The following is a 16,391-nucleotide window of genomic DNA, read 5'->3' as shown; positions in this document are numbered from 1 at the left end:
GTTCGCAGTGGACGGCCAGCGCCCGGTCTCCGCCTGGGCCGAGGGCGTCGAGCTGCGGGTGCACGCCTTCGCCGACGGCGCCGAACGCACCGGGGTGATCCCGCACGCCGAGGGCCCCGGCGAGAGCGCCCGCTGCACGCTGCGCCGCACCGGCGACCGCCTGCGGGTGACCACCGGCAACCCGCACCCCTGGCAGCTGCGGATCGGCGGCCCGGACGGAGCCCCGCACGCCGGACCGGCCGGCACCCGGGAGGCCGGACTGCCGTCCCGGCCCGAGGTCGGCACCCGGAGGTGGACGGCGCCGGGGGCCGGGCCGTGCCACCCGTACGGCCCCGCCCCGGCCCCGGCGTGGGGGCGGTCAGCGGGCGCCGAGGAGGTGTTCGAGGGCCAGCTGGTCCAGTTGCTCGAAGGCCATGCCGCGCCCGGCGGCGGCGTCCACGTCGAACGCCTCGAAGGCGGAGGTGTCCGCGAGCAGCCCGGCCAGGCCGTCCTCGGCCGTGGGCAGGGCGAGCTCGGGCAGTCGGGAGGCGGTGAGCGCGGCTCGCACCTCCGGGTCGGCCCGGAAGGCGCGGGAACGTTCGGCCAGCAGCAGGTAGTTGCGCATGCAGCCGGCCGCCGAGGCCCAGACGCCGTCGAAGTCCTCGGTGCGCGGCGGCTTGAAGTCGAAGTGCCGCGGGCCGTCGTAACCGGCGGACTCCAGCAGGTCGACCAGCCAGAAGGCCTGCCGCAGGTCTCCGGCGCCGAAGCGCAGGTCCTGGTCGTACTTGATGCCGGACTGGCCGTTGAGGTCGATGTGGAACAGCTTGTCGTGCCACAGGGCCTGGGCGATGCCGTGCGGGAAGTTGAGCCCGGCCATCTGTTCGTGGCCGACCTCGGGGTTGACGCCGACCCGATCGGGCCGCTCCAGCGCGTTGATGAACGCCAGGGCGTGGCCGACGGTGGGCAGCAGGATGTCGCCGCGCGGCTCGTTCGGCTTGGGCTCGATCGCGAAGCGCAGGTCGTAGCCCTGCTGCTCGACGTACTCGCCCAACAGGTCGAAGGCCTCCTTGAGTCGGTCGAGCGCGGTGCGCACGTCCTTGGCCGCGCCGGACTCGGCGCCCTCGCGCCCGCCCCAGGCGACGTAGACCGAGGCGCCGAGCTCGGCCGCCAGGTCGATGTTGCGGATCGTCTTGCGCAGCGCGTAGCGCCGTACGTCGCGGTCGTTGGCGGTGAAGGCGCCGTCCTTGAAGACCGGGTGGGTGAACAGGTTGGTGGTCGCCATCGGAACCTTCAGGCCGGCGTCGTCCAGCGCGGCCCGGAAGCGCTTGACGATCTGCTCCCGCGTGGCCTCGCCCGCTCCGAAGGGGATCAGGTCGTCGTCGTGGAAGGTGACGCCGTAGGCGCCGAGGCCGGCCAGTCGCTGCACGGTCTCGACCGGATCGAGGGCGGGGCGGGTGGCGTCGCCGAAGGGGTCCCGACCCTGCCAGCCGACGGTCCACAGACCGAAGGTGAACTTGTGTGCCGGCGTCGGGGTGAGGGTGTCGCTGGACATGGGGCGGCTCCGGATTCAGTGCCGAGGGTGTTTGTAATGACTCTAAACAAATTAGTATGCCGGAACGTCAGACGGAACCCCATCGGAGGAACGCATGCCCGAACAGCGCGTCGTGATCGGCTTCGACAGCTCCACCCAGTCGACCAAGGCGCTCGCCGTCGACCTCGACACCGGCACCGTCCTGGGCCGGGGCCGCGCCGTGCACACCGTCAGCACGGGCGCCGGCCGCGAGAGCGACCCCGAGCAGTGGTGGGACGCGCTCGGCGAGGCCGCGGCGCGCACCGGCTGGGCGGACCGCGCGGCCGCCGTCTCGATCGCCGGCCAGCAGCACGGTCTGGTCACCCTCGACGCCGCCGGAGCGCCCGTCCGTCCGGCGCTGCTCTGGAACGACGTCCGGTCCGCGCCCCAGGCCGCCGAGTTGAAGGCCGCGATCGGCGCCGCGGAACTCGCCCGCCGTACCGGCAGCGTGCCCACCGCCGCCTTCACGGCCCCCACATGGGCCTGGTTGCGCGCCCACGAGCCCGCCTCCGCCGACCGCGTCGCGGCCGTCCGCCTGCCCCACGACTTCCTGACCGAGCGGCTGACCGGCGCGGCCGTCACCGACCGGGGTGACGCCTCGGGAACCGGCTGGTGGGGTCCGGACGGCTACGACCGGGACGTCCTCGCCCGGATCGGCCTCGATCCGGCGCTGCTGCCGGAGGTCCTGCCCCCAGGCGCCCGCGCCGGCGCCGTGCGCGCCGGAACACCGCTGCGCGAAGGCGCGCCGGTGGCCACCGGCACCGGCGACAACATGGCCGCGGCCCTCGGCCTCGGCCTGCTCCCCGGGCAGCCGGTGCTCAGCCTCGGCACCTCCGGCACCGTCTACGCGGTGGGCCGCACCAGGCCCGCCGATCCGAGCGGCACCGTCGCCGGCTTCGCCGACGCCCTCGGCGGCTGGCTCCCGCTGGCCTGCACGCTCAACTGCACCCTCGCCGTCGACCACTTCGCCGCCCTGCTCGGCCGCGGCCGCGAGGAGGTCGAGGACGGCGGCACGGCGGTCGTCCTGCCCTACCTGGACGGCGAGCGGACACCGGACCTCCCGGGTGCCTCCGGCCTGGTCCACGGGCTGCGCCACGACACCACCCCGGGGCAGTTGCTGCAGGCCGCCTACGACGGCGCCGCCCACGCCCTGCTCGCCGCCCTGGACGGCGTGCTGCGCGCGGGCGGCGCGGACCCGGCGGGCGACGAGCCGCTGCTCCTGATCGGCGGCGGCGCCCGCGGGCGGACCTGGCAGCGGACCGTCCTGCGACTCTCGGGCCGCGCGGTCCAGGTGCCCGACGCGCAGGAACTGGTGGCGCTCGGCGCCGCCGCCCAAGCCGCGGCGCTGCTCACCGGCGAGCCCGCCGACGCCGTCGCCCGCCGCTGGAAGACGGCGCGGGGCCCGGTGCTGGAGCCGGTGGAGCGGGACGAGGACGCCCTGACGCGGATCGGGGATACCCTGCGTCGGGCCGGGGCCTTGCAGGGCGCTCCGGCCGAGGACCGGTAGGAGGGGCGGCGCGTGGCAGTGGTCGGCAAGGCGAAGGGCGACCCGGGGAACGGGCCCGCTTCGCTCCAGGACATGCGACGGCGCAACCTCGGGGTGGTCCTCGGCGAGGTCGCCGCGCACGGTTCGCTCTCCCGCCCGCTGTCCCGCGCGGACGTCGCCGGACGCGTCGGCCTCACCAGGGCGGCCGTTTCGTCGCTGGTCGACGAACTGATCGGACGGGGCGCGCTGACCGAGGCGCAGAGCCCGCCCGACGGGCGGGTCGGTCGCCGGGGACGCGCGCTGTCGGTGGCCGACGAGGGACCCGCGGGAGTCGGCCTGGAGATCGGCGTCACCCACCTCGGCGCCTGCGTGGTGGACCTGCGCGGCGAGCCGCGGGTGTGGCGCCGGGTGGAACGGGCCAACGCGGGCCGGCCGGCCGCGCGGGTACTGGCGGAGGTCGCCGCACTGGCCGCCGAGGCGGAGGCCGAGGCCGCCGCCCTCGGACTGCGGGCCGCGGGCCGCGTCCTGGCCGTGCCGGGGGTGGTGCCGAACGGCCCCGGCGGACTGGTCGAGCGCGCGCCCAACCTCGGCTGGCACGGCATCCGGCTCGCCGACCACTGGCCCGACCCGGCCACCGTGCCCGAACCGGAGAACGAGGCCAACCTCGGGGCGCTGGCCGAGTACTGGAGCGCCGAGCAGGCCGTGGAGACCTTCGTCCACGTCTCCGCCGACACCGGGATCGGCGCAGCCCTGGTCATCGACGGGCGCTTGTTCCGGGGCGCCCGCGGCTTCGCCGGCGAACTCGGCCACATCCCCATCCAGCCCGACGGCGTCGCATGCCCCTGCGGTGCCCGGGGCTGCCTGGAACAGTACGCGGGTGAGGCGGCCGTGCTGCGCGAGGCAGGTCTCGCCCAGCACGGCCGCGCCGCCGGGGCCGGCGCCTTTCCGGCGCGCGACCCGATCGCCCTGCTGGCCGAGCGCGCCGCCGCCGGGCACGCGCCCACCCTGGCGGCGCTGGACCGCGCGGGGCGGGCGTTGGGCCTCGCCCTCGCCTCGGCCGTGGAACTCATCGACCCGGACGGTCTGGTCCTCGGCGGCGCCTACGCCGAACTCGCCGACTGGCTGCTCCCGTCCGTGCGCGCCGAGTTGGCCGCCCGGGTCACCGTGCGGCCGTGGGCTCCGGAGGCCCTGCGCCCGTCCGCGCTGGGGCGGCGCGGGCCGCTGCTGGGCGCGGCGCTGACGACGGTCCGCCGGATCGTGGCGGACCCGACCCTGCTGCCGGTCGGCTGACCCGCGGCCCGTCGGCCGACCCGGAGCCCGGACCTCGGTCCCTGAAGGGGCGGGCTCGTACCGACGGGCCCCTGGCGGCGTCACTCGTGCTCGACCACGACCATCGCGTGCCCGTCCGCGGTGGTGACCCGCTCACGGCCTGGGGCGGGCCCCCGGGCCGAGCGTGGCGGTGACGTCCCCGGGGGAGAGGACGGTGTGCTCCGCGGAGCACTGGACGGCGACACGGACCGGGGAGCCGCAGTCGGTGTGGCGTACGTCCATGACGGGACCTTCGGGGCCGAGCGCGTGAGCCTCGCCCCACTGGCTCAGCGCCACCAGCACGGGCCACAGGTCCCAGCCCTTGCGGGTCAGACGGTACTCGTTGCGGGACCGACTGCCCGGCTCCCGGTAGGGGCTGGTCCGCAGGACGCCGGCCGACGTCAGCTTGCGCAGACGGTCGCTGAGGACGGCCTCCGACAAGCCGATGTGGCGGCGGAAGTCGTCGAAGCGGCGGACGCCGTTGACGGCGTCACGCAGGATCAGCAGGGTCCACTTCTCCCCGACCACGTCGAGCGCCCGCTGTACGGGACAGTTCTCCGTGCTCGCCTCAAGCCACTCCATCCCGCCATCGTAGGCGCCTGGCTGCGTCATTGACAGTCAGGTGGCGCGGGGTCTAGCTTCGTTCGCGAAAGCCAGATGCTAGGGAAGGCGCTGCGCCGTGGGGCGGACACGTACGTACAGCTGGGACGATCCGGCGGTCCCGGCTCAGGCCGCGGGAGCCATGGCCGGGCTGGAATTCCTGCGCGAGGTGCGGGCGGGGCGACTGGCCGGGGCGCCCCTCGGGAAGACCCTCGACTTCACCCTGGACGAGGTGGAACACGGTCGGGCCGTCTTCTCCCTGCTGCCGGGGGAGGAGCACTACAACCCGATCGGGAGCATGCACGGGGGCGTCTTCGCCACGCTGCTCGACTCGGCGGCGGGCTGCGCCGTCCAGTCCACGCTCCCCCGCGGGATGGCCTACACCTCGCTCGATCTGACCGTGAAGTTCTTGCGGCCGGTCACGGTGGAAACGGGCCGGGTGCGCGCCGTCGGCACCGTGATCAGCGCCGGGCGCCGTACCGCCCTCGCCGAGGCCCAGTTGCTCGACGCGAAGGACCGCCTGCTCGCCCACGCCACCAGCAGCTGCATGCTCTTTCCCCTGACCGACTGACCGAACTGTCGGCCCCCCAGCCCCCTCGGCCGGGCGGTGGGCGATCCTGTTGCCTGTTCGATCTTCTTCAGCAGGCCGGGGGCATGGGATGACGGAGCAGGCGACGGTTGCGATCGAGCGCATGGACGGAGCAGCCGCAGCGAAGGCCGAGGGGGCCTTGGGGCTGATCTACGCCGAGGTGTTCGCGGAACCTCCGTACCACGAGACCGAGGCCGACGCCGTAGCGGCCATGCGGCGGCTCGCTTCGCAGCTGCACCGGACCACCTTCCGCGCCGCCTTGGCGCGTACGCAGGACGGGGACCCGGTCGGCATGGCCTACGGCTGGTCCGTCCCCCCGGACACGGTGTGGTGGGACGAACTGACCGTGCCGGTGTCCGCCGACATGCGACGCGAGGACGGGCGCCGCACCTTCGGGCTGATGGAACTCGCCGTACGCGCACCGTGGCGGGGCAGGGGCATCGCGCGCCGCCTCCACGAGGCGCTGCTCGAAGGCAACGCGGCCGAGCGCGTGTTGCTGAACGTACAGCCGGGCAGCAAGGCCGCGGTGGCCGCGTACCGGGCCTGGGGATACCGCACGATCGGCGAGGCCGAGCCGCGGGAGGCCGGCGGGAACCCCCGCGAGGTGATGATGCTCGACCTGCGCGGCTGAGGCGCGCCGACGTGCCCGAAGGGTCCTGGGCGGGCCGCCCCGCTGCCGATGGCCTGTGAGGCAGGTCACCGGAACCGGGCGCCCCCGGTGGACAAGGCAGTTCGTGAACTACTCATTGCACGACCGGATACGCGCCGGGGACCCCGAGGCGTTCAGGGAACTCTTCCGCGACCACGCGCCCCTGGTCCACCGGCACGCCGTCCGCGTGACGGGCGATCGGGCCCTCGCCGAGGACGTCGTCTCGCTGACCTTCTTGGAGGCCTGGCGGCTGCGCGAGCGGCTCCTCGACCACGAGGCCGGCCCGCGCCCGTGGTTGATGGGCATCGCGGTCAACGTGCTGCGCAACACCGGACGTGCCGCACGCCGCCACCAAGCCGCCCTCGGGCGTCTGCCGGTCCGCGACACCGTCCCGGACTTCGCCGACGAGCTCGTCGGACGCATGGCCGACGCCGACCAACTCGCCGCGGCGAAGCGGGCGCTGAAGAGGCTGCGGCGCACCGAGCGCGAGGTGTTCACCCTGTGCGTCTGGTCCGGCCTGGGCTACGCCGAGGCCGCCGCCGCCCTGGGCGTCCCCGTCGGCACCGTACGGTCGCGCCTCTCGCGTGCCCGCGCGCGGCTGCGCAAACTCGCCGGACAGGAACTGACGAAGAACCGGGAACCGCTTCCGCGCCCCGGACAAGTACGGGGTGGCCGCACTTCCGCGGCCCGGTCGTACGAGTCGCACGAGGAGACGCACGGATGACCCGCACGTTCTGGAAGCGGACCGAGCCCATGGCCCACACGGAGCTGGACCACGCGGAGCTCGCCCGGCTGCTGCCGGCCCCGTCCGCCCCCGAGATGTCTCCCGACCGCCAGTCGCTGTTCGAGGAGCACCTGTTGAACGAGATCCGCACTCCCGCCCCCCGGCCCACGGCCGGAAAGCGGCCGGCCCGGCGCGCCCTGCTCATCGGCGTTCCGGTCACCGCCTTCGCGCTCGCCGCCGCCGTCTTCGCCGCCAGCGCGCTGACCAGCAGGGGCAGTGGCGAACCGGCGCGGGTGGAGGCGCCCGTCGTGGCGATCGAGGCCGGCAGCACGGTCGAGCTCGTCGCGACCGCCCAGCAGATCGCCACGGCCGCGGGCGCGCGGCAGCTTCCGGAGCCCGAGCCCGGTCAGTTCGTCTACGTCAAGAGCACGGTCTCCTGGCTGTCCTCTTCGCTCAACGGCGACACCAACGACTCCAAGACGTGGGTGCAGCCGCTGCACCAGCGCGAGATATGGAAGTCCCCGGACGGGAAGAAGGGCTGGCTCGACGAGCCCGGCTACCAGAAGAAGGGCGGCATCGGCCTCGGCGGCAACAACCCGTACTCCAAACCCCAGAACGGCAAGGACATCGCGGGCGATGACACCCCCCTGTCGTACGACTGGCTCAAGGCCCAGCCGACCGACCCGCAGGCCCTGCTGAAGGCGATCTACTCGAAGCCGAGCGGTCCGCGCGACCGGGACCAGCAGGCGTTCGAAGAGATCAAGATGATCATCAACGAGCAGCTCGTCCCGGCCCCGACGGCGGCCGCGCTCTACCGCGCCATGGCGCAGATCCCGGGCGTGCTCGTCGTCCAGAACTCCCAGGACGCCGCCGGCCGCAGCGGTCTGGCCCTGGCGCGCCTGGACGAGAAGACGGGCGAACGCACCGAGCTGGTCTTCGACCGCACGACCTTCGCCTACCTGGGCAGCCGCGGCGTCCAGGTCAAGGAGTTCGACGGCGTCAAGCCCGGCACGGTCGTCGAGCGCACCGCCGTCCTGGAGCGGGCCGTCGTCAACGCCGAGAAGGAACGACCCGCGAAGGGCGGGACCGCCTGAGCGGAGCGCCGACGGTGAGCCGAGGCGCCCGTGGTCGGGGCACCGCGGCTCACCGCCCGCTACCCTTCCGTGCCGTTGGCCTCGATGGTCCGCTCGATCCAACGGGCGTAGGCGGGCGCGCTGGAGTAGAGGCCGGGGCCCTGCGAGCACGCGACGTTCGGGGCGCCGGGCCCCGAGGTGACGCCGATCAGCTCCCAGCGGCCGCCGCGCCCCCGCTGGATCTGCGGTCCGCCGGAGTCCCCGAAGCACGCCATGGCATGCGGCACGGTGGTGATCGTGCACAGCCGGGTCCGGTCCGCGTAGCCGGGCGCGCACTCCGACTCGGCGCCCCTGCGGGTGTTCAGCTCCTGCAGCCGCTCCGGGAACAGGAACTCGGTGTCGGAGGTGGTGCCGAAGCCCAGGATCCGGGTCGGCGTGCCGGGCTTCCCCGGCCGCTCGGCGATCTTGATCGGCTTCGCGGAGACCGGCCGGTCCAAGCGGATGAGCGCCACGTCGTCCTTGTTGGCGGCCGCGTTGTCGCCGTTCAGGTAGCCGGGGTGGACGAAGGTCCGGTCGATCTTCCGGACGGTGCCGCCGGACTTCCGGTGGTCGCTGCCGAGGCGCACGATGCCCTCCAGCTCGAGGCCGTCGCCCTGGACGCAGTGGGCCGCGGTCAGGACCCACTGCTCGTCGATCAGGGACGCCCCGCAGTTCCCGTCGAGCACGCCGTGCTTCGGGGCCGACATGGGCACGCTCGCCATGAAGGGATAGCTCTCGCTGGATCGCGACCCGTTGACGATGGCACCGGCGCTGCCGGCCGTGACGGTGGCGCAGGCCACGGCGGCGAGACCAGCGACCACGACGGCGCGAGCGGTGGCGGCACGGGCGGTACGGCGGCGGCGCGGCGGTTTGAAGCTGAACACAGAGGCTTCCCTTGTTTCGCTCGGTCGATCTGTACGGGTTCAGCCTCGTTTCTCGCCATCCGCCGGACCATCGGGACAGCGGGCCGGCCGAGGGTGGGGGTAGCACCCCCTCCGTACTGGGGAAACGCGGCGACCGAGACGGCGCCGCGGTTTCAGGCGGCGGTGCGGGTCGGGCGGTCGAGGTGGCGCTCCAGAGTGACGGCCACGCCGTCCTCGTCGTTGCTGGTGGTGATCTCGTCGGCGACCGCCTTGAGGCTGTCGTGGGCGTTGGCCACGCCGACGCCGATCAACTGGAGGGTGAAGCTGCCGACTTCGAGATAGGCGGAGAGCGAGAGCAGGCCCGGCATGATGTACGCCGTCGAGGCCGAGCCGCCCGCCGAGGCGATGCCGCCGCCGACCGCGCCCGCGACGCAGGCGTAGACGAAGGGCTTCTTCAGGCGCAGGTTGACGCCGTAGACGGCCGGTTCCGTGATGCCGGCGAGGAAGCTGCTGACCGCCGCCGGACCGGCGAGCTTCTTGAGGCCCTTGTTGCGGGTGCGGAGCAGTACGGCGAGCACCGCGGCGCCCTGCGCCGCCGATGCGGCGATCAGCGGACCGTAGAGCAGCGAATGACCCTGTACCGCGAGGTCGTTGGCCATCATGGGGACCAGGCCCCAGTGGATGCCGAAGACGACCATGATCTGCCAGGTGCCGCCCAGGACGGCTCCGGCGATGGCCGGGCTGAGGCCGAAGAGCCAGCCGATGATGCCCGAGGCTCCCTGACCGGCCCAGTCCGAGGCGGGCCCGATGGTCAGCAGGGTCAGCGGGACCATCACGGCGATCGTCAGCATCGGGGTGATGAAGTTGCGGATGCTGGACGGCAGCGCCCTGTCGAGGCCGCGTTCCACGAAGCCCTGCACGTACACCGCGAGGATCACCGGAATGACCGAGGAGGCGTACGCGACCATCACCATCGGGATGCCGAAGAAGGAGACGGGGTCTCCCGCCTCGTTCAGGGCGGCGATCGACGGGTAGACCAGCGATCCCGCGACGGCCATGGCCGTCCACTGGTTGGCGCCGAAGCGCTTCGCGGCCGTCACCGCCAGCAGGACCGGGAGGAAGTAGAAGACCCCGTCGCCGGCGGCGTTCAGGACGGTGAACTCCTGCGAGGTCTCGGCGACCAGGCCGAGCTTGGTGACCAGCACGATCGTGGCCTTGAGGAGGCCCGCACCGGCCAGCGTCCACAGGAACGGCGTGAAGATGCTGGAGATGACGTCGACGAGCCGGGTCAGCGGATTGCCCCGGGAAGCCGGGGCCGCGGGCTCGGAGCCGCTCGCGCGGGGCGCGTCCGCGCCGAGCCGGGAGATCCTGGTGATCGCGGCATGTGCCTGCGCCACGTCGTTGCCGATGACCACCTGGAACTGGCCGCCGCTCTCGACGACCGTGATGACACCGGGAGCCGATTCCACGGCCGCCCTGTCGACCTTGGAGGGGTCCTTGAGGACGAAGCGGAGCCGTGTGGCGCAGTGCACCAGGGACTCGACATTGCCTTCTCCGCCGACACCTTCGAGGACGGCCGGGGCCGTCTTACCGTAATCCACGATGAGTTATCCCCGCATCGCGTCGTACCGGACTCGGAACGTCTTCGGCCCGAGTCCCCTCAGTCTTGACCAGGTCAAGAGAAGGCAAAGGAGGTCGAAGGTCCTGAGAGGAACCACCGATGTTCCCTAAGTGGTTCCTCTTCCGGTGCCCCTGGTGTGGACCACGGGCGGACGGAGTGCGGGACGGGCCAAAGCCGTTCGGGCACCCGACGGCCACCTCGTGCCCGAGCCCCGCGGCGACCGGTCTTGAGGCGGGAGGACGCCGGGCTACGCCTCGGAGCCCTCCGTGGGCCCCCATTGCCGCGAGGGCAGGTGGACCAGCAGGAGGACGATCCCCGCCAGGGTGAAGTCGCGGCCGGCGGGCTCCAGTCCGTTCCACTTGGCGGACTGCCACATCGCGAACCACTCGCCGCCGATGACGAGGAAGCCGAGGCCGAACAGCAGCATCAGCATGAGCAGCCCGAGCGTCGTCGCCCGCCGGGCACGTTCGTGGCGCCCCGAACGCAGGCCCCGGCCGTGCAGCACCGTCGCGGTGGCGAGCACCGCGGCGGTGAGGACCTCCCAGGCGATGATCCCGACGTAGGCGAGGTACACCAGCGTCGGCGAATCGACGGCCCGCCACATCAGGTCCGGGTCCCGGAACGTCGTGTCCATGGCGAGCACGTGCCGGACGAACGCACGGTTGGAGTCGAAGTCGGTGATGTTGCCGAAGGCCACGAGCGCCATGTAGGCCGCGAGGACACCCGTCAGGACCATGACGGCCACCGGCAGACGGCCGAGCCGCAACAGACGATCGGCCGCCGCGCCCGGCCGGGCCGATGAGGAGCCCCGCCCCGCTGTGTCGCCGGTGTCCGGCCGACCGGAGATGTCCATCCCCGCACCCTACCCACGGCCGGGGCCCCGGCCGCGGATCTCCCCCGTTCTCGGTGACGCCGCATCAGCCCGGGCCCTGCGGCTCAAGGGTGACGGCCGGTCCCTACGGCTGGCGGGCCAGGCGCTCCTGGAGCCGGACGTGGCGGAACTCGTAGGCGGGCCCGCTCGATCGGAGGAGCCCGCGCAGGTGCGCGTCGTCGAGGAAGGCCATCAGACGCAGAGGCGTGCCTTCGCGGACGGAGAGTTGCACGGCGGTGAGGGCGGTGGCGACCGCAGCGTTGCCGAGGACGCCGGCCGCGAGGGCGTGGCCGCTGCCCACGGCCACGCCGAGGGCGAGACCGAAACCGGCTCCGTTCGACATGGCGCCCACCGCTCCGACGTACAGTCCCACGGCGCCGCCCGCCAATAGCCCGAGGGGGAAGAGCATCCGCGTGTGGTGACGCCAGACGTCCCGGGGACCGAGGACCCTCGTCCGCGTTTCCAGCTCCGGGATCATGGCGCGAGCGAAGCGGGTCAACGGGAAGGGCGCCACGATGGTCCTCGCCACCAGGCCCGCGGCACGCCCCCGCAGCAGTGCGCCGCCGAAGCCGTACGGCAGCCCCAACAAGCAGCACAGCAGCAGGCTCTGCGGCTGGCCGGCGAAGGGCAGGAGGAGCCAGGCCAGACCGGTCGACATGACCCAGTCGAACAGACCGCCCGCGATCGCGAGGAGGGGCAGCACGTCCCGCCAGCCGGCGCTGGTCAGCTGTTGTTCATGGTGGAGCCGGGACATGCGGATGCCGGCGTCGAGAGTACCGAGGGTCCACCCCATGAGTGCGGCGACCGCGGCCCAGAGCGCTCCGATCCACGGGGTGAGGGTGAGCAGGACGACCGCCAGGTGGACGAGGCTGACGGCGGTCGCCGTGATCCACATCCTCGATCGCCGCCCGGGCCAGGACGGGATGCGCCACCAGTGCAGTTCCGCGGCGCCGTCCTCGGTGAGCCGCGCGGCGAGATGCCGCAGCGTCCGTTCGGCCGCCTCGGGGCGGTAGGGGCGGCATCCGTGGGGCCGCGGCCTTCTCGTGTAGGCCGCGGCGACCGCGTGATCGAGCAGGTGGTCGCGGACGGCGTCGGGATCGGTCAGGGCGAACAACTCCTCGACCGGGCCGTCGGGCGCGTAGACCTCCACCAGCAGACTCACCGTCAGGGGATCGACCAGCGCCCGGGCCACCGCGCTGTCCGGCTCTTCCCGGACCTGCCGGACGAGCTCCCGCCATCCCGCGGGAGCCGGGTCGTACAACGAGTCGAGCAGGTACGAAGCGGCGTCGGCGGGCCGCACCGGTTCGAGCTCCAGGGCGACGGCGCCGGCCGGCAGCTCCCGCTCGGCGGTGTCCGCGGCCTCCTCGGTGCGGGAGATCAGGACGACTCGGAAGGGCGCGGACTCCAACGCGGCCACCGCCAGCGGCCGCACCTCCTCGTGGACCTCGTCGAAACCGTCGAGGAACAACGCGATGCGGCCCGTGGCCAACAACTGGCGCAGATGCCGGTGCCCCTTGTGCCAGGGGGAGAGCCGCTCGACCGCCCAGTCGACCACGTTCCTCCCCTCGTCGTCCGGCGCCCAGCCATTCAGCGTCACCAGTACCGGCACCGGGATCCCCGACTTGTACGGCGCCCGCGCCGGGTCCGCGCGGTGCTGCAGGGCGGCCCGGAGCAGCACGATCGCGGCGGACGTCTTGCCGGCCGCAGCGGATCCGACGATCATCAGGCGCCCCGAGGCCAGCCCGCCGTACACCCGGTGCAGATCGTTGAGGTCGCCGCCCGCACTCAGGTCCTCCTCCGCCACCGGTACGACCCCGGGCAGCGGCGGGAACCTCGGCGTACCCCGCTCGGCCATCGCGGCGGCGACCCTGGTCGTGAGCCGGCGCCGGCTCAACCGCCAGTGCACGGGCACCTGGTTCGTGAGCAGCCCCCGGCTGTTCGCCTCCGCGTGCCAGTGCGTGCCGACGGCCTCGGCCAGTTGGTCGGCGGCCCGGTCCAGGTCGTTCTCGGTGATCGCGAAGGTCGTGTGGTGGATCTCGGCCCGACTGCCGTGGCCGTTGAGGACGACCGCGGGCCTGAAGAAATTGTTGATCACCCGGCCGTCCCGAAGTTGACCACGGCACGGCTGTTCGCGCCGTTCAGGACCACGGGGGAACCACCGTGGAAGTGGTTGATCACGCCCGCCCCCGCGGAGCCGTCACCGGTCGCCAACTCCCCGGCCAGAGCACGCGCTTCGGCGGCCACCCGGCCGCGCTCGGCCGGATCCATGGCTGCCAGCACCTCGGCGAACTCGGCAGTCCACCTCCGCAGGTGCTCCGCGCGCACCCGCTCCCGCTCGTCGTCGTCCAGGTCTGCGCCCAGCGCGGCGACGGTCTCCTCCACGCCCGCCTCCACCTCGCTCTGCCGCCCGCTGTCGCCCCGGCCGAGAAGCCGGGTGACCCGGAGCGCGCCGGCGGTGTAGCCGTGGGTCAGCGCCGCCGTGAGCACCGTGGTGCCGCAGAACGCCGCCAGCTCCGGGACATTGTGAAGCCAGTCCATGGTGATGTCTCATCCCCCCATCGGATGCGGGTCCTCCCGCACGCGAACCAGATGTCCCGCCGTCGTCGACTCCCCGCGTGGGGCCCCTCTCGTCGACCTCGGCGGGGCCCAGACTAGACCGGCGGCCACTCTCCGCGCCGCTCGTAGCACCCTCTGTTACGCAAGTGTGGCGAGCGGGACCGGCTACGGGTGCTCACGGCACGAGGACGATGCGCCCGCGCGAGCCGCCCGAGGTCAGCGCGTCGTGCGCCGCGCCCGCCTCGGAGAACGGCACCGTCCGGTCCACCCGCAGGCTCACCCGGCCGGCGTCCACGAGCCGGGCCAGTTCGGCGAGTTGCTCGGCGTCGCTGTGTACGCGGACCTGCGACACGCGGATCCCGCGCTCGGCCGCCGGGCCCGCGCCGAGGACACTGACGAACGAGCCGCCGTCTCCCACCGCTCCGATCACCGACCCGCCCAAGGCCGCGGTATCGATCAGCCCGGCCACTCCGCCGGGGACGGCGGCGCGGATCGCCGCGGTGGGGTCTTCGGAGCGCGGTACGAACAGGTCGGCCCCGAACCCGCGCACCAACTCCTCGTCCTGGAGCCCGGCGACGGCGACGACGCGCAGGCCGCGCGCGACCGCCAGCTCGACGAGATAGCCGCCGACGGCGCCCGCGGCGCCGGTGACCGCCACGGTGTCGCCCGCGGCGGGGGCGAGCAGGTCCAGCGCCTGCCAGGCGGTGAGTCCGTTCAGCGCGAGTGTCGCCGCCTGCACCGGGGTCGCGTGCTTCGGTGCGGTGGTGACGGCGGTGACGGGCAGGACGACGTACTCGGCGTGGGTGCCGGCCTGGGTCTCGGGCCAGTCGGACAGGCCGATCACGGCGTCGCCGACCTCGAACTCGCGGACGCCGCTTCCCAGGGCGTCGACGGTCCCCGCCACGTCGAGACCCGGAATGTAGTGGTCCCGCGCGGGCACGCGGGAGGCGAGGGCGCCGGAGCGGATCAAGACGTCGGCGGGGTTCAAGGCGGCTGCCGAGACCCGGACGCGGATCTGACCGTCACCCGGCTCGGGGGTCGCCACCTCGGCGACGCGGAGCACGTCGGAACCACCGTATTCGGACAAGATGACAGCACGCATCGTCACGTCTTCCCTCTGCATTCTCTCTGAACGTGTTCTGCCCGGGCGGGCCCCGGCGAGCCATCCCTTGAACCCGGCCGCCCGGTCGCTCATTCCTGGCCCGGCGAGATCGACCCGGCGAGATCGGCCCGGCCGCCGAGCGGGGATGGACGTGCGGTGGCGGCCCGTGCGGGTGAGAGTGGGGGAGTCGGCGCGTGCTGCCAGGTGCGGTCAGGTGCCGTCGGGTGATGGTTCGTGCCGGTCAGTGTTTCTCGCAGGACGGAGTGTTCGATGGCCCAGACGAAATCGACCCGGCGCGCCGATGGTTCCGGATCGCGGCGGGCTCTGTCTCCACGGCTGGTGGCAGGCCTGGTCATCGCGGGACTGGCCGTGTGGTTCGTGCTGATCAACACGCGAACGGCGCGGATCCACTTCTGGATCCCGTGGGTCGACGCGCCGATGTGGTTCGTGCTGGCCGTCACCTTCCTGGCGGGAGCCGCGACGGCATGGCTGCTCGGCCGCCGCGGCAAGTAGCCGTCGACCGAGGACGCGCGCAGCGGTCGCACAGGTCGGGGCAGGGCCGAGGAGGGCGGCGGCATGGGTGACTGGTGGTACCGCAACATCGTCGAGCCCGGGAAGCTGCCGCTGTTCCTGGCCCTGTCGGCGTTCGTCCTCACCTTCGCCGTCACCCGGGTCATCACCCGGATGATCAGGGCGGGGAAGGGGCCGTTCCGGAACATCACTCCCGGCGGCCTGCACGTCCACCACGCCGTCCCGGGCGTGATCCTGATGACGGTGGGCGGCTTCACCGGCAGCGCGGCCGGCCGGACGGGGTGGGGGGCCGGGCTGGCAGCGGTGGTGTTCGGCATGGGAACGGGTCTCGTCCTGGACGAGTTCGCACTGATCCTGCACCTGAGCGACGTCTACTGGACCAAGCAGGGCACGATCAGCATCGAGGTGGTGATCATGACCTCGGCGCTGGCGGCGCTGCTGCTCTGCGGGTTCCTGCCGCTGGGAGTGGACGGGCTCTCGCCCGAGGAGGAGGCCAGCCGGCTGACGGTGATGGCCACGGTGGTGGGCAACCTGCTGTTGGCGGTCGTCGCCTTGTCCAAGGGGAAGCCACGGATGGCCGTACTCGGGGTGGTGGTCCCGGTGATCGCCCTGGTCGGGGCCGTCCGGCTGGCCCGGCCCGTGTCACCGTGGGCCCGGCGCTTCTACGGCGGCCGGCACAGGGCCCGGGCCAGGGCCATCAAGCGGGCCTACCACCACGACCGGCGCTGGAGCGGCCTGAGGCGCCGGGTGGACTACCTGATCGGCGGTGCGCCGAGCCAGTAGCCGCGCGCGGGGGTGCCGGGGATCTCGCCGGCGATACGACGCTCCGG

General features: G+C 73.2%; 16 protein-coding genes. 8 read left to right on the top strand and 8 right to left on the bottom strand.

Features of this window, described 5'->3' with window-relative positions; translation table 11 throughout:
- Window positions 1–358: 358 nt before the first annotated feature.
- Complete coding sequence (gene xylA, locus ACZ4UB_RS29280) at window positions 359–1,531, bottom strand: xylose isomerase (protein WP_468074698.1); 1,173 nt, start codon at window positions 1,529–1,531, stop codon at window positions 359–361.
- 94 nt (window positions 1,532–1,625) lie between these two features.
- Here xylA and xylB point away from each other — a divergent pair, with 94 nt between their 5' ends.
- On the top strand, window positions 1,626–3,056 hold the full coding sequence (gene xylB / locus ACZ4UB_RS29275; RefSeq protein ID WP_468074696.1) for a xylulokinase: 1,431 nt from the start codon (window positions 1,626–1,628) through the stop codon (window positions 3,054–3,056).
- Window positions 3,057–3,128: 72 nt separating this feature from the next.
- On the top strand, window positions 3,129–4,325 hold the full coding sequence (locus tag ACZ4UB_RS29270) for an ROK family transcriptional regulator (protein ID WP_468074750.1): 1,197 nt from the start codon (window positions 3,129–3,131) through the stop codon (window positions 4,323–4,325).
- A 132-nt stretch (window positions 4,326–4,457) separates the two neighbouring features.
- On the opposite strand, the gene ACZ4UB_RS29265 is transcribed toward ACZ4UB_RS29270, so the two are convergent.
- Window positions 4,458–4,925, bottom strand: a complete 468-nt coding sequence (locus ACZ4UB_RS29265) for a winged helix-turn-helix transcriptional regulator (protein ID WP_468074694.1) — start codon at window positions 4,923–4,925, stop codon at window positions 4,458–4,460.
- A gap of 97 nt (window positions 4,926–5,022) precedes the next feature.
- On the opposite strand from ACZ4UB_RS29265, the gene ACZ4UB_RS29260 reads away from it, so the two are divergent.
- The 4 genes from ACZ4UB_RS29260 to ACZ4UB_RS29245 all read left to right on the top strand — a co-directional run bounded on the left by ACZ4UB_RS29260 (window position 5,023) and on the right by ACZ4UB_RS29245 (window position 7,999).
- Window positions 5,023–5,514, top strand: a complete 492-nt coding sequence (locus tag ACZ4UB_RS29260; RefSeq protein WP_468074692.1) for a PaaI family thioesterase — start codon at window positions 5,023–5,025, stop codon at window positions 5,512–5,514.
- A gap of 121 nt (window positions 5,515–5,635) precedes the next feature.
- Window positions 5,636–6,163 carry a GNAT family N-acetyltransferase gene (locus ACZ4UB_RS29255; RefSeq protein ID WP_468074690.1) on the top strand — a complete coding sequence of 176 codons (528 nt, stop codon included), beginning with the start codon at window positions 5,636–5,638 and terminating at the stop codon, window positions 6,161–6,163.
- A 103-nt stretch (window positions 6,164–6,266) separates the two neighbouring features.
- Window positions 6,267–6,905: an RNA polymerase sigma factor gene (locus tag ACZ4UB_RS29250; RefSeq protein ID WP_468074688.1), complete on the top strand. Its 639-nt coding sequence runs from the start codon at window positions 6,267–6,269 to the stop codon at window positions 6,903–6,905.
- A complete protein-coding gene (locus ACZ4UB_RS29245) occupies window positions 6,902–7,999 on the top strand; it encodes a CU044_5270 family protein (protein ID WP_468074686.1) in 1,098 nt (365 codons plus the stop codon). The genes ACZ4UB_RS29250 and ACZ4UB_RS29245 overlap by 4 nt, the downstream gene beginning before the upstream one ends.
- 59 nt (window positions 8,000–8,058) lie before the next feature.
- Here ACZ4UB_RS29245 and ACZ4UB_RS29240 read toward each other — a convergent pair whose 3' ends face one another.
- From ACZ4UB_RS29240 to ACZ4UB_RS29215, 6 genes are all read right to left on the bottom strand, one after another.
- The gene (locus ACZ4UB_RS29240) at window positions 8,059–8,901 is read right to left on the bottom strand and encodes a S1 family peptidase (RefSeq protein ID WP_468074684.1); all 843 of its coding nucleotides are present in this window, start codon (window positions 8,899–8,901) and stop codon (window positions 8,059–8,061) included.
- Window positions 8,902–9,053: 152 nt separating this feature from the next.
- The gene (locus ACZ4UB_RS29235; RefSeq protein WP_468074682.1) at window positions 9,054–10,481 is read right to left on the bottom strand and encodes a PTS transporter subunit EIIC; all 1,428 of its coding nucleotides are present in this window, start codon (window positions 10,479–10,481) and stop codon (window positions 9,054–9,056) included.
- 267 nt (window positions 10,482–10,748) lie between these two features.
- Window positions 10,749–11,354 carry a DUF2165 domain-containing protein gene (locus tag ACZ4UB_RS29230; RefSeq protein ID WP_468074680.1) on the bottom strand — a complete coding sequence of 202 codons (606 nt, stop codon included), beginning with the start codon at window positions 11,352–11,354 and terminating at the stop codon, window positions 10,749–10,751.
- 103 nt (window positions 11,355–11,457) lie between these two features.
- The gene (locus ACZ4UB_RS29225) at window positions 11,458–13,467 is read right to left on the bottom strand and encodes a hypothetical protein (protein WP_468074678.1); all 2,010 of its coding nucleotides are present in this window, start codon (window positions 13,465–13,467) and stop codon (window positions 11,458–11,460) included.
- Window positions 13,464–13,910 carry a hypothetical protein gene (locus tag ACZ4UB_RS29220; protein WP_468074676.1) on the bottom strand — a complete coding sequence of 149 codons (447 nt, stop codon included), beginning with the start codon at window positions 13,908–13,910 and terminating at the stop codon, window positions 13,464–13,466. The genes ACZ4UB_RS29225 and ACZ4UB_RS29220 overlap by 4 nt, the downstream gene beginning before the upstream one ends.
- Window positions 13,911–14,103: 193 nt before the next feature.
- Window positions 14,104–15,030 (bottom strand): NADP-dependent oxidoreductase, encoded by a 927-nt coding sequence (locus tag ACZ4UB_RS29215; RefSeq protein ID WP_468074674.1) that lies wholly within the window; start codon window positions 15,028–15,030, stop codon window positions 14,104–14,106.
- 270 nt (window positions 15,031–15,300) lie between these two features.
- Between ACZ4UB_RS29215 and ACZ4UB_RS29210 the strand changes: the two genes are divergently transcribed.
- Window positions 15,301–15,543: a LapA family protein gene (locus ACZ4UB_RS29210; protein WP_468074672.1), complete on the top strand. Its 243-nt coding sequence runs from the start codon at window positions 15,301–15,303 to the stop codon at window positions 15,541–15,543.
- Between the two features lie 63 nt (window positions 15,544–15,606).
- Window positions 15,607–16,344: a hypothetical protein gene (locus ACZ4UB_RS29205; RefSeq protein WP_468074670.1), complete on the top strand. Its 738-nt coding sequence runs from the start codon at window positions 15,607–15,609 to the stop codon at window positions 16,342–16,344.
- Window positions 16,345–16,391: the final 47 nt, after the last annotated feature.

Source organism: Streptomyces sp. NPDC028419 (assembly GCF_055565515.1).
This window is presented reverse-complemented; position numbering and strand designations above follow the sequence as displayed.